Annotated in this window: 12 protein-coding genes; 4 read left to right on the forward strand and 8 right to left on the reverse strand. The window is 66.2% G+C overall.

The genetic code is table 11. The features are described 5' to 3' along the window. Nucleotides 1-16: 16 nt before the first annotated feature. The 3 genes from E3T46_RS04150 to E3T46_RS04160 are packed head-to-tail and all read right to left on the reverse strand — an operon-like array spanning nucleotide 17 to nucleotide 3,079. Nucleotides 17-1,198, reverse strand: coding sequence for an Mrp/NBP35 family ATP-binding protein (locus E3T46_RS04150; RefSeq protein ID WP_134577565.1), 1,182 nt, complete (start codon nucleotides 1,196-1,198; stop codon nucleotides 17-19). After that, complete coding sequence (locus tag E3T46_RS04155) at nucleotides 1,195-1,761, reverse strand: DUF1003 domain-containing protein (RefSeq protein WP_134577566.1); 567 nt, start codon at nucleotides 1,759-1,761, stop codon at nucleotides 1,195-1,197. Before E3T46_RS04155 ends, E3T46_RS04150 begins: the two co-directional genes overlap by 4 nt. After that, nucleotides 1,748-3,079: a CBS domain-containing protein gene (locus tag E3T46_RS04160; RefSeq protein WP_092450442.1), complete on the reverse strand. Its 1,332-nt coding sequence runs from the start codon at nucleotides 3,077-3,079 to the stop codon at nucleotides 1,748-1,750. Before E3T46_RS04160 ends, E3T46_RS04155 begins: the two co-directional genes overlap by 14 nt. A gap of 251 nt (nucleotides 3,080-3,330) precedes the next feature. Between E3T46_RS04160 and E3T46_RS04165 the strand changes: the two genes are divergently transcribed. Together E3T46_RS04165 and E3T46_RS04170 are read left to right on the forward strand one after the other, a co-directional pair. After that, a complete protein-coding gene (locus tag E3T46_RS04165; protein ID WP_134577567.1) occupies nucleotides 3,331-3,858 on the forward strand; it encodes a hypothetical protein in 528 nt (175 codons plus the stop codon). A 48-nt stretch (nucleotides 3,859-3,906) separates the two neighbouring features. After that, complete coding sequence (locus tag E3T46_RS04170) at nucleotides 3,907-4,455, forward strand: general stress protein (RefSeq protein ID WP_134577568.1); 549 nt, start codon at nucleotides 3,907-3,909, stop codon at nucleotides 4,453-4,455. Nucleotides 4,456-4,526: 71 nt separating this feature from the next. On the opposite strand, the gene E3T46_RS04175 is transcribed toward E3T46_RS04170, so the two are convergent. Both E3T46_RS04175 and E3T46_RS04180 read right to left on the reverse strand, forming a co-directional pair. Then, a complete protein-coding gene (locus E3T46_RS04175) occupies nucleotides 4,527-6,071 on the reverse strand; it encodes an aminopeptidase P family protein (RefSeq protein ID WP_134577569.1) in 1,545 nt (514 codons plus the stop codon). 87 nt (nucleotides 6,072-6,158) lie between these two features. Then, nucleotides 6,159-7,205: an endonuclease/exonuclease/phosphatase family protein gene (locus tag E3T46_RS04180; RefSeq protein ID WP_134577570.1), complete on the reverse strand. Its 1,047-nt coding sequence runs from the start codon at nucleotides 7,203-7,205 to the stop codon at nucleotides 6,159-6,161. An 87-nt stretch (nucleotides 7,206-7,292) separates the two neighbouring features. Here E3T46_RS04180 and E3T46_RS04185 point away from each other — a divergent pair, with 87 nt between their 5' ends. Continuing rightward, nucleotides 7,293-8,162, forward strand: coding sequence for a PHP domain-containing protein (locus E3T46_RS04185; RefSeq protein WP_134472951.1), 870 nt, complete (start codon nucleotides 7,293-7,295; stop codon nucleotides 8,160-8,162). A gap of 112 nt (nucleotides 8,163-8,274) precedes the next feature. Here the strand turns inward: E3T46_RS04185 and E3T46_RS04190 are convergent, their stop codons facing one another. Then, on the reverse strand, nucleotides 8,275-9,852 hold the full coding sequence (locus tag E3T46_RS04190) for a DEAD/DEAH box helicase (protein WP_134577571.1): 1,578 nt from the start codon (nucleotides 9,850-9,852) through the stop codon (nucleotides 8,275-8,277). A 145-nt stretch (nucleotides 9,853-9,997) separates the two neighbouring features. Here E3T46_RS04190 and E3T46_RS04195 point away from each other — a divergent pair, with 145 nt between their 5' ends. Then, a complete protein-coding gene (locus tag E3T46_RS04195) occupies nucleotides 9,998-10,726 on the forward strand; it encodes a ferritin-like fold-containing protein (RefSeq protein ID WP_134577572.1) in 729 nt (242 codons plus the stop codon). A 10-nt stretch (nucleotides 10,727-10,736) separates the two neighbouring features. On the opposite strand, the gene E3T46_RS04200 is transcribed toward E3T46_RS04195, so the two are convergent. Both E3T46_RS04200 and E3T46_RS04205 read right to left on the reverse strand, forming a co-directional pair. Further along, nucleotides 10,737-11,036 carry a hypothetical protein gene (locus tag E3T46_RS04200; protein WP_134577573.1) on the reverse strand — a complete coding sequence of 100 codons (300 nt, stop codon included), beginning with the start codon at nucleotides 11,034-11,036 and terminating at the stop codon, nucleotides 10,737-10,739. Nucleotides 11,037-11,042: 6 nt separating this feature from the next. Further along, the gene (locus E3T46_RS04205; RefSeq protein WP_092108379.1) at nucleotides 11,043-11,267 is read right to left on the reverse strand and encodes a DUF3107 domain-containing protein; all 225 of its coding nucleotides are present in this window, start codon (nucleotides 11,265-11,267) and stop codon (nucleotides 11,043-11,045) included. Nucleotides 11,268-11,278 lie beyond the last annotated feature (11 nt).

The following is an 11,278-nucleotide window of genomic DNA, read 5'->3' on the forward strand; positions in this document are numbered from 1 at the left end:
GGTTTCACCGGGCCGGCTAGCGCGGTGTGAGGCCCAGGCTGAGGCCGGCCAGTCCGCGGGCCCGCGTCTTCATGCGGTGCGCGAGCTCCAGAATGGCGCGAGCGGCCGGGTCGTCGGGCGCGCCGAGCACGACCGGGAGCCCGGCATCACCGCCGCTGCGCAGGGCCAGGCTCAGCGGAACCTGCGCTAGCACCGGCACCGGCGCGGGCTGCCCGACGGAGAGGCGCCTGGCGACCTCGTCACCGCCGCCCGAACCGAACAGCTCGAGCAAGCTGCCGTCGGGCTGCACCATCGCCGACATGTTCTCGATCACGCCGTAGACGCTCTGCCCGGTCTGGCGGGCCACGACGCCGCTGCGTTCGGCCACATCGGCCGCTGCGGACTGCGGCGTGGTCACGACGATGACCTCGGCGTGGGGGAGCAGCTGGCCGACCGTGATGGCGACGTCGCCGGTGCCCGGTGGCAGGTCGAGCAGCAGCACGTCGAGGTCGCCGAAGTACACATCGGTGAGAAACTGCTTGATCGTGCGGTGCAGCATCGGTCCGCGCCAGGCGACCGCGGCCGACGCGTCGTCGATGAACATGCCGATCGAGATGACCTTCACGTCGTGCGCGATCGGCGGCAAAATCATGTCGCCGACCTGGGTTGGTTTGACCGCGAGGCCGTCGTGCACCAGGCCGAGCAGGCCGGGAATGCTGAAGCCGTGCACGTCGGCGTCGACGATTCCCACTCGCAGGCCTTCGCCGGCCAGCGCCACGGCCAGGTTCGCGGTGACGGTGGACTTGCCGACGCCGCCCTTGCCGCTCGTGATCGCGTAAACGCGGGTGAGCGACTCCGGGCCGAACTGCACACTGCGTGCCACCTGGCCGCCGCGCAGCTTCTCAGTCAGCGCGGTGCGTTGCTCGCGGGTCATGATCGCCACCTCGACGCTCGCGCGCCCCGGCCCGGACACCGACTCGGCGGCGGCGAGAACATCGCTCTCGATGCGCTGGGCGGCCGGACAACCGGCAATGGTCAAACGGATGCCGACGCTCACCTGACCGTCATCACTCACGCTCACCCCGGACACCATGTCGAGGTCGGTGATGGGCTTGCGAATCTCGGGGTCGGTCACCCGGGCTAGGGCGGTGAAGACGCGGGAGCGGATGCTGTCGGGCTCTGGAGTCAGAGGGGCCGGAGGAAAAGGTGCAGAAGTCATGCGGTGGGGCGGCTTTCGTCGGCGCTGTCTGGGGCTGCTCGTTCGTCGCTGCGCTCATCACTGCGCTCATCCAGATGCTCGAGCAACGCACGCAGTTCCGCGCGGATGAAGTCTTTCGAGGCCATGTCCTTGATGGCGATGCGCAGCGCTACGACCTCACGGGCGAGATATTCGGTGTCAGCGAGGGTGCGTTCTGACCGCTGGCGGTCCTGCTCGAACTGCACCCGGTCACGGTCGTCCTGACGGTTCTGCGCGAGCAGAATCATCGGCGCGGCATACGAGGCCTGCATCGAGAGCACGAGGGTCAGGGCGATGAAGCCGAGCGCGACGGAGTCGAATCGCCAGGCAACCGGGGCGAGCGTGTTCCAGGAGATCCAGGCGACGGCGAACAGGGTGAGTCCGAGCAAAAACCAGGGGGTTCCCATACCGCGGGCGATGGCCTCGGTGAACCGGCCGAACCGGTCCCGGCTGTGGCCGCCGTTGCGCCCGAGACCCACGAGGTTGCCGGTTCGCAGCCCCTTGGGCGCATCGAGGCGCAGGTCGGCGCGATTATTGCGGGCCACGAGTCGTCCTTTGCGCTCCAGGGAGCGGGATGCTGCCGGTTCTCAGCTCGCTGCGGGCGGCGGCGCGGCGACGCACATCATCATTGCCGTCGTGGCTGCGCCAGTCGTCGGGCAGCAGGTAGTCGAGCACGTCATCAATCGTCACCACCCCGACCAGTCGGTAATTCTCATCGACCACGGGCACCGACACAAGGTCGTAGCTTGCCAAAATACGGCTGACTTCGGCGGCCGACGTGTCGGCGGTCACCGGATCCAGACCCGCGTCGAGCAGCGTGCCGAGCCGCTCGTGGGGCGGGTAGCGCAGCATCCGCTGAAAATGCACCATGCCCAGAAAACGACCGGTGGGAGCTTCGTAGGGGGGCAGGGTCACGCAGATCGCCGCACCGAGTGCCGGGGCAAGATCATGACGACGGATGCGCGCGAGCCCCTCGGCGACGGTGGCATCGGCCGAGACGATGATCGGCTCGGTCGTCATGAGGCCGCCGGCCGTGTCGGGAGCGTAGGAGAGCAGAAACCGCACGTCTTCGGCTTCTTCGGGCTCCATTAGGTCGAGCAGCTGCTCGCCGCGCTCCTCGGGCAGCTGGGCGATGAGGTCGGCCGCATCGTCGGGCTGCATCTGATCGAGCACATCGGCGGCGCGGGCGTCGCCGAGGCTGGTCAGAATGCCGACCTGATCGGTCTCTGGCATCTCCTCGAGCACGTCGGCGAGGCGATCGTCGGGCAGCTCGCCGGCCACCTCGAACATGCGCTCACGCGGCAGGTCGAGCAGAGTATTGGCGAGGTCGGCCGGTTTCAAATCGGAATAGGTCGCGATGAGGTGTTCGGCGGACTGCGCCTGGCCTTCGGTCGCTTTCTCGCGCACCTCTGCCCAGGTTGCAAAGGTCGTGACGCCCTTGACGAAGGGGGAGGCGCTGGTCTTGGGGCGACGCACGAACAGCTGGCTGATCGCCCAGTCGGCCTCCGTGCCCTCCTTGATCGCGACGTCTTCAATGGTGGCGTCGCCCGAGCCGTCGGTGAAGAGCACCTTGCGGCCGAGGAGTTCAGCGATGACGCGCACCTCGCCGCCGCGCTGCTCATAGCGGCGAACATTGATGAGGCCGGTCGTGATGATCTGGCCGCTGCCGATGCTGGTGACCCGGTTGATCGACACGAAGACGCGTCGTTTACCGGGGATCTCCACGATCAGGCCGACGACGCTGGGCGGGTCGTTTTTTCGATACACCACGAGAACATCGCGCACCTTGCCCACGCGGTCGCCCGCGGGGTCGAAAACGGTGCACCCGGCCAGTCGGGCGACAAAAACTCTGGTGGCACTCACAATATAAATGTAGGCCACTGGCCCGACATTGGTGGCCCGGCACGACTTCCCGTGTCGGCCACCAGCCCGACGATGGTGACCAGGCACGAATTGCTGGCACGGAATAGGGTTGCGCTCATGACCGTTTGCGAACTTGCCCATGATTCCCGACAAAAGTTCACTGCGCGGTGCTCGGCCGGGCCCGCTTTCCGGGCGCAGGGCGAACGTTGAGCTTTCCGGCGAAGGACGGTATTCCGCCGGCGAGGCGAGCCGTGCAATTGATCTGGAGCGGAGTGGCACCCGACTACGGCAAAGTCAAATACAGCGCCGCCGCCGGCCGGGCGCTCACCGGTCTCCTGAACGCAGCGCACGACATCCTCGCCTATCGGCAATTATCGGTCAAGGCCGAATCAATCCACCTGGTCTCCGGCGACCGGATGAGCTACCTGAAATTTGCGGTCGCAACCGATCGCACCGCAGACAATGCCGTCTCGCTGTCCCACCTCCTGGCGGTCAACGCTGAGGAGGCACGGGGTCTCGGCGACCTGATCGGCGGGAACCCGCCGTTTCGCTCGCTCCGAATCGTCATCCTCTCTTTGGAGGGCGACTTCGCCATCAACCGGCTCGACCTGGACCCCGAAAGCCCGGGCGGTGTCTCGTGGTACGGCCCGTTCGACCGCGAGCTCTTCAAGGACATTGCTCTGGGCTTTGCGCTCTTCGTCACCCACATGGTGGCCAATGTCTTTGACGACGACGACGGTGCGGAGACGTTCGCCGAGTCCATTGAATGGATTACCTGAGGTGGCACGATCGGGCATGTCAACAGGTCTGCGTGAAAGAATATCGAAATGAGCAACCAGAGTCTGTTTCCCCGGCGTCGCCCAGTTTTGCCTCCCGTGTTGCCGCGCGGAGAGGTACTCGCGACGTACAACACCTACGCCGATGCGCAGAGTGCGGTCGACACGCTCGCCAAGGCGGACTTTCCGGTGAAGCAGCTGGCGATTGTCGGCAACGACCTCAAGAGTGTCGAGCGAGTGACCGGCAAACTCACCTACGGCCGGGTCGCGCTCGCTGGCGCGGCATCCGGTGCCTGGTTGGGAATCTTCTTCGGGATTCTGTTCTTTTTGTTCTCGCCGACCGGATCGAGCCTACCGTTCGTCTTCGCCGCCCTGATCATGGGTGCCGGATTCGGCATGCTGCTCGGCATTGCGAGCTACGCGATCAACCGCCGCCGCCGCGACTTCACCTCGACCATGCAGGTCATCGCGACCAACTACCAGATCATCGTCGACGTCGAACTGGTCAACCGGGCCCGCAACCTGCTCTCGGGATTCCGCGAGGCCGAGCCAACAGCGCCTGCTGCGCCCCCGGTAGATCCTCCAATCCCCTCCGAATAGTCACGCGAGAGCGCAAAAAGTGCCCGATTGGGACTCCCAATCGGGCACTTTTTGCGCTCTCGCGAACCTGTTTAGCTTTGCTTCGCGGCGATCCAGGCTTCAACTTCATTCGCGGTGCGGGGAATAGCGGCGGAGAGGTTTTCGGCTCCGGTGGCGGTCACCAGGATGTCGTCTTCGATGCGCACGCCGATGCCGCGGAATTCGGCCGGCACCGTGAGGTCGTCGGGCTGAAAGTACAGGCCGGGTTCGATCGTGAAGACCATGCCCGGTTCGAGCACGCCGTCCATATACATGTCGCGGCGTGCCTGCGCGCAGTCGTGCACGTCGATGCCGAGGTGGTGGCTGGTGCCGTGCACCATGTAACGGCGGTGTTGGCCGTTGTCCGGAAGAAGTGCCTCCTCCGCGGTGACCGGGAGCATTCCCCACTCCGCGGTGCGCCTCGCGATGACCTGCATCGCGGCGGCGTGCACGTCGCGAAAGATGGCACCGGGGCGAACGACGGCAAGGGCGGCATCCGCTGCCTCGCGCACGGTTTCGTAGACCTGGCGCTGGATGTCGCTGTAGACGCCATTCACCGGGAGGGTGCGGGTAATGTCGGCGGTGTAGTAGCTGTCGAGTTCGACGCCGGCGTCGATGAGAATGAGGTCACCGGCGGCGACAACGCCGTCATTGCGGGTCCAGTGCAGAATGCAGGCGTGCGGGCCCGAAGCGGCGATGGTGTCGTAGCCGACCGTGTTGCCGTCGCTGCGGGCGCGGGTGTTGAACACACCCTCGACAAGGCGTTCGCCGCGGGCGTGCTGGCTGGAGCGGGGGAGGTCGGCGATGACGTCGTCGAATCCGCGGGCGGTGGCGGCGACAGCGAGGCGCATTTGCGCGATCTCCCAGGCGTCCTTGACGAGGCGCAGTTCGGACAGATCCCGGGCCAGGCCAGCGTCGGGCTCATGCTCGGCATTGATCTCGATGCTGAACGGAGAGTCGGTGGCGTTGCTGCTGAGCACCCGCTCGGCGGCGAAACGCAGGCGGGCCTCGTCGACCTGCTCGGTGAAGGTCGGGTCGGCTTCACGCAACACGAGGGTTTCGCTGTCGACCGCCTTCAGCACTGCGGCGAGGTCGGCGATGCCGCGCACCGTAACGGCGAGGTCGCTGGCGACCTGGGCGACGGATGGACGCGGTCCGATCCAGAATTCGCCGATGTCGGGGTTGGCGTAGAACTCGTCGGAGTCGCGGCCGGCCCGCTCGCGAAAGTACAGGGTCGCGTCGTGGCCGACAGCGGCCGCTGGTTCCAGCACGAGCACAGCACCGGGTTCGCTGTCGCTGCCCCAGCCTGTGAGGTGGGCGAAGGCCGAGTGGGCGCGGAAGGCGTAGTCAGTGTCGTTGGAGCGCTGCTTGAGGCGGCCGGCCGGAATGATCAGTCGCTGGCCCGGGTACTGCGCGGATAGCCGGGCGCGACGTGCGGCGGCGAACGGTGCCTGCTCGCGAGCTGGCGGCAGAACGTCGGTGCGTTCGGCCCATCCGCTCGCGATGAAAGCTTTGAAGCCGGTAGACCCGGGAGTGGTCGAACGGTTCTCGTTCGAACGCGCGGCAGGAATAAGTGCGGGAGCAGTAGTATCAGCCATTCCCCCATTCTCACACCGCACTCTGGGCGGCGCCCGATCGGGTGCTGCAGATGCTGCGACGAGCGGATGCTGCGCGGCTGTCCGAAACTAACTGGCCGGCGTCAGCGTCGCCACGATCGGTCGGTGATCGCTTCCGGCCTCGTCCAGTGACTCGATCACCTGCAGGTCCAAGACCCGCCAGTTCGGGGTGGCCATCACGTGATCGATCGGGCTGCCGAGCAGCGCGGGCATCGCGGTCGGCCACGTGCCGACGGATGCCGCACCGACCGACAGGGCAGCATCCGAGCAGTTGCCGAGAACCGAGCCGCCGACGCTCGCGCGCCCCGCCATGTGGTCGAGCGTGGAATTGAAGTCGCCCGCCATGATCACGTCGTCGCCCAGGCACTGGGTGGCGAGCCAGTCGAGATCGCTGCGCCAGTTCGACATCTCATACTGAATCGGTGCAACGGCATGCACCGCCACAATGGTCGGGCCGGTCCCGTCGACCGGTTCGGCCACCACGGTCGGCAGCACGTTGGTGTTGCCGGGCGGCCCGGATCCGGCCGCGTTGGTGACCGTGTAGTCGCCCAGGTCGGGGCTGATCAGCACGGTGGTGGAGCGGGCCTTGGAGACCAGATCGAAGGCCAGGGTGTGCACCCACATTGGGCGGCCGGCGTCGCGCATTGCTTCGGCGATTAGAATGCCGGTTTCTTCCGTCGTTTCGGGCAGGGTCACGACGTCGGCGTTTTGGGCCAGCGCTTGCGCGGCGATGACCGCGGCGCCGGGAGCGTCTCCGAGCGTGTTCCAACTGAGTACGGTGACGGAGTCGGCATCCGCTTCGGCGCCGAGCTGACCGTGGGTGGGCGAAACCGTGGTCGTGAAACCGCGGGAGGCCAGAATGCCGACGTTGGCGATACCGAACAGGGCGAGCAGCACCATGGCCATTCCCAATGTTCGACGCAGCGGGCGCATAAACCGTAGTACCCCGAGCAGGACGAGCCCGACGACCGCGCCGATGACGGCCACGGCGCGAAAGGACACCAGATGGGCGACGACCCAGCTGTTGTGCAGGCCGAACGCCTGCGGCCAGGTCACCACCAGCAGGATGACGGCGGCACCGATCAGAATCAGTGCCCGAAGGAGTCTGGAGAACATTGTTCTGAACCCTAGATCAGTATTCTGGGGAATCCCCAGTGCCGGGTCAGCAATGAACGGGCGCAGGTGTCCAACTAGCATGGGAGCATGGCAGTCGCGCGGCAATTTCGGGGTCCGATCGACCTTCACGCACACTCGAGCGTGTCGGACGGCACCGAGACTCCGGCGGAGCTCGTGCACGCCGCAGCCGTGGCGGGGCTCGGCACGATCGCCCTCACCGACCACGATTCGACGGTCGGCTGGGCCGAGGCTTCCGCGGCCGCACGCACCGAGCACCTGACACTTATTCCGGGAATGGAATTCAGCACCCGCGTGCGGTACGCCAGTGTGCACCTTTTGGCATATCTTTTTGACCCTGACGATTCGGCGCTGCTGGCGGAGATGACCCGCGTGCGCGCAGCCCGGCTCAGCCGGGCCGAGCAGATGGTCGCCCGCATCGGCGCGGACTACGACCTGAGCTGGGACGATGTGCTCGCCCAGACCACCCCTGAGGCCACGGTCGGCCGGCCACATATCGCCGATGCCCTCGTGGCCCGCGGGCACGCCCTCAATCGCAGCGCGGCCTTCGCCGACATTCTGCACTGGAAGGCCGGCTACTTTCAGCCGCACTACGCTCCCGATCCGGTGCGAGCGATCGAGCTCGTGCGCGCCGCCGGGGGAGTGCCGGTTATCGCCCACCCCGCCACCCGTGGCATCGGCGACGTCGTCGCTGAATCCAGCTTGAAGACGATGGTTGAGGCCGGACTGTTCGGGCTTGAACTGGAGCATCGCGAGAATAATCCGGAACCCACCAAACGGCTGTACGAGCTCGCCGCCAAATTCGGGCTGTCCGTCACCGGTTCGAGCGACTATCACGGCACCGGCAAGCCCAACCTGCTCGGCGAGAACACCACCGCCCCCGACGTTCTCGACCGCATCATCGCCGAGGGCCGCGGCGCGGCTCCGGTTTACGGTTGATCCCCTGAAGCGGATGCCGCAGCATTGAACGCAAACGCGCCCGACCCCCAAGGCTGCCGAAGCCGAAGCGAGGGCAGCCCGGGTGCCGGGCGCGATCGGTGCTGAGCAGCTATTAGATCGCGCTGCCGGTCTGCGGTGAGCGACGACGGGTGCGGCTGCGACGCAGCGGGGCGTTGTTGCCGTCGTGGTGCTCGGCTCCGCCGCCATCGTGCGTGCCGGCGGCCGGAGTTGCCGCCGGGGCGTCCGGGTTCGTGCTGGAGCCGACGCGGGTGCGTGACCGGGCGGGGCGACTGGCGTCGTCGGCAACCGGACTCGTCGCTGACCGGTCAGAACCGGTGCGCGCAGAGTCACCACGGCCGGAGCCACGACCGCCCTCGGAGCGCCCGCTCTCCGAGCGACCAGAGCGTGCCGCGCCGGATCGGCTGCCCGCTCCGGCGGAACGCGACCCGCCGGTACGTCCGGCCCCGCCGGTGCGAGCGTCACCCGCGGTGACCTCCTTCACCGGGGTGGCGCGCAGGCGGCCCTTGGAGCCGGCTGGAATGTTCAGGTCGGTGTAGAGGTGCGGTGACGAGGAGTAGGTTTCCATCGGTTCCGGCTGGCCGAAGTCCAGGGCCTTGTTGATGAGCGACCACTTGTGCAGGTCGTCCCAGTCGACGAAGGTCACGGCGATTCCGGTCTTGCCGGCGCGACCCGTGCGGCCGACGCGGTGCAGGTACGCCTTCTCGTCTTCGGGGATGGTGTGGTTGATCACGTGGGTGACGTCTTCCACGTCGATGCCGCGAGCGGCGACATCCGTTGCGATCAGAATCTCTTTCTTGCCGCTCTTGAAGCTGGCCATGGCGCGTTCGCGCTGTTCCTGGTTCAGGTCGCCGTGCACGGCGGTGGCGTTGAAGCCACGGTCGCCGAGTTCTTCGACGAGCTTCGCGGCGGCACGCTTGGTGCGGGTGAAGATGATGGTCTTGCCACGGCCCTCAGCCATGAGGATGCGGCCGATGACCTCATCCTTGTCCATATTGTGCGCGCGGTAGACCAGGTGTTCGATGTTGGCCTGCATGAGGCCTTCGTCGGGGTCGGTCGCGCGAATATGAATCGGGCGGTTCATGAAGCGGCGGGCCAGGGCAACGATCGGTCCGGGCATCGTCGCCGAGAACAGCATGGTGTGGCGGGTCGCCGGGGTCTGCGCGAACAGCTTCTCGATGTCGGAGAGAAAACCGAGGTCGAGCATCTTGTCTGCTTCGTCGAGCACCATTTCGCGCACGTTGGCGAGAGTGAGCAGGCGCTGGCCGGCAAGGTCGAGCAGACGGCCGGGAGTTCCGACGACAATCTGAGCGCCGGCCTTGAGTTGTTCGATCTGGCCCTCGTAGGCCTTGCCACCGTAAATGGAGACGATCTTGGTGTTGCGGCCCGTCGCGGCGAGCTCGAGGTCTTCGGAGACCTGCACGCACAGTTCGCGCGTCGGAACGACGATGAGCGCCTGCACGCCGGGCTCCGGGTCGAGTCCGAGGCGCTGAATCACCGGAAGCCCGAAGCCGAAGGTCTTTCCGGTGCCGGTCTTGGCCTGGCCGATGATGTCCTGGCCGGCGAGAGCGAGCGGGATGGTCTGGGTTTGAATGGGGAACGGTTCGAGGATGCCCTTGGCAGCAAGGGAGTCGACCATGTCCTGGTCAATATTAAGTTCGGAGAAAGTCACGAATGTATGCCTGTCATTAACTGGAAGCGAAGTGCGCCCGTTTTTGCGTCTCGGGCAGCGGTCGCCGATCCTTGTCGGCGACGTAATTCCACCTTACTGCCCCGTCTGGACAGCGGCCACAGGCGCGCTGTTCTAAGCTAAGCCCGTGGTCACGTGGTTCGGTCGGCGCCCGCAGCGCAATGAAGCTCCGAGGCTTTCGGCCCGCGGGGCACCCCGGCCAACCGAAAAAGTAGACATCAGTTCGCTCGCGCCGGGCGTGCAGCATTTTCTTGGTCAGGCCGCGTATCGCGAGCTCGGCGAATTCGAAAGCCTGGCCCGTGCGGTGGCGACCGCACCGAACCTCGCCGTGAAAGAAGGCCTTAGCGCCGCTGCCGGTCGGGCGCTTAGCAAGCACCACGGACTGATCACCGAGATTCGTCGCCGCGGCCACGAGCCGGCCGTTGAGATGGCCCCGTTCGTCGTGAGCCTCGATGCGTTCCGCGCGAAGACCGCCGGTGTCAACTGGCACGAATTACTGCTGAGCTGCTACCTCGTCGGTGGCTTGCTCGATGACTTCTTCATTCGGCTGTCCGACGGCCTGCCGCGGGATATCGGGCCTCGCGTCGCGCAATTGCTCGGCGAGGATTCCGGTACCGACGTGCTCGTTCACGAGCTCCAGACCGCGATCGAAAACGACCAGGCGCTCGGCTCACAGCTGGCGATGTGGGGCCGTCGGCTCGTCGGTGACACCCTGCTCGTGGCACGGTCGGCCATGCCGGCGACGGATCCCACTAGCGATCGCGCGGGCAGCAATGAGTCACGCATCGAACCGGTCTTCACCGAACTCATCGCGGCGCACACCCGCCGCATGGACGGCCTCGGCCTCACGGCTTAAGAATGTGAGACTAGGCCGTGCCGGTTTTGGCCAGGGCCTGCAGCATCCGCTGATCGGCATGAATGCGTCGCCGGCTGATCATAAGATTCAGCACAACGGATGCAGCGACGGCGGCACCGAGAGACACCCACCAGATCCACCCCCCGGCCCAATTCCAGCCGAGCCAGGTCAGCCCGACCCAGACCAAGGATGCCGCGGCCGCTCCGATCGCGGGGACCAGCACCGAGCCCTGGGTTGAGCGTCCGGGCAGGAAGTACCGTGCGCCGAGGCCGATGAGCGTGCCGAACAGCGCGACGAACAACAGCTCCATGGCGTTTTAGGCGACGAAGCCGACGCGGCGCGATTCTTCGCTGCCGAGTTCGACGTAGGCGAGCCCCACGGTCGGAACGATGTAGACGCGACCCTTGCTGTCGCTGAGCTTCAGATAGCCGGTCTGACCGGAGAGGGCCGCCGCAACGGTCTCCTCAATCTCGGTCGCTGGCTGCGAAGTCTCAAAACCGATCTCACGGGGAGAGTTGAAAATACCAATGCGAATATCCACCGAACTGCCTT

Origin of the sequence: Cryobacterium sp. Hh11, assembly GCF_004404045.1 — a bacterium.
In the GTDB taxonomy this organism is placed as follows: domain Bacteria; phylum Actinomycetota; class Actinomycetes; order Actinomycetales; family Microbacteriaceae; genus Cryobacterium; species Cryobacterium levicorallinum.

Bases quoted from the DNA above. Each gene is read 5' to 3' on its own strand.
- E3T46_RS04150 (WP_134577565.1), bottom strand. From the start codon at position 1,198: ATGACTTCTGCACCTTTTCCTCCGGCCCCTCTGACTCCAGAGCCCGAC.
- E3T46_RS04170 (WP_134577568.1), top strand. From the start codon at position 3,907: ATGAGCAACCAGAGTCTGTTTCCCCGGCGTCGCCCAGTTTTGCCTCCC.
- E3T46_RS04175 (WP_134577569.1), bottom strand. From the start codon at position 6,071: ATGGCTGATACTACTGCTCCCGCACTTATTCCTGCCGCGCGTTCGAAC.
- E3T46_RS04180 (WP_134577570.1), bottom strand. From the start codon at position 7,205: ATGTTCTCCAGACTCCTTCGGGCACTGATTCTGATCGGTGCCGCCGTC.
- E3T46_RS04185 (WP_134472951.1), top strand. From the start codon at position 7,293: ATGGCAGTCGCGCGGCAATTTCGGGGTCCGATCGACCTTCACGCACAC.
- E3T46_RS04200 (WP_134577573.1), bottom strand. From the start codon at position 11,036: ATGGAGCTGTTGTTCGTCGCGCTGTTCGGCACGCTCATCGGCCTCGGC.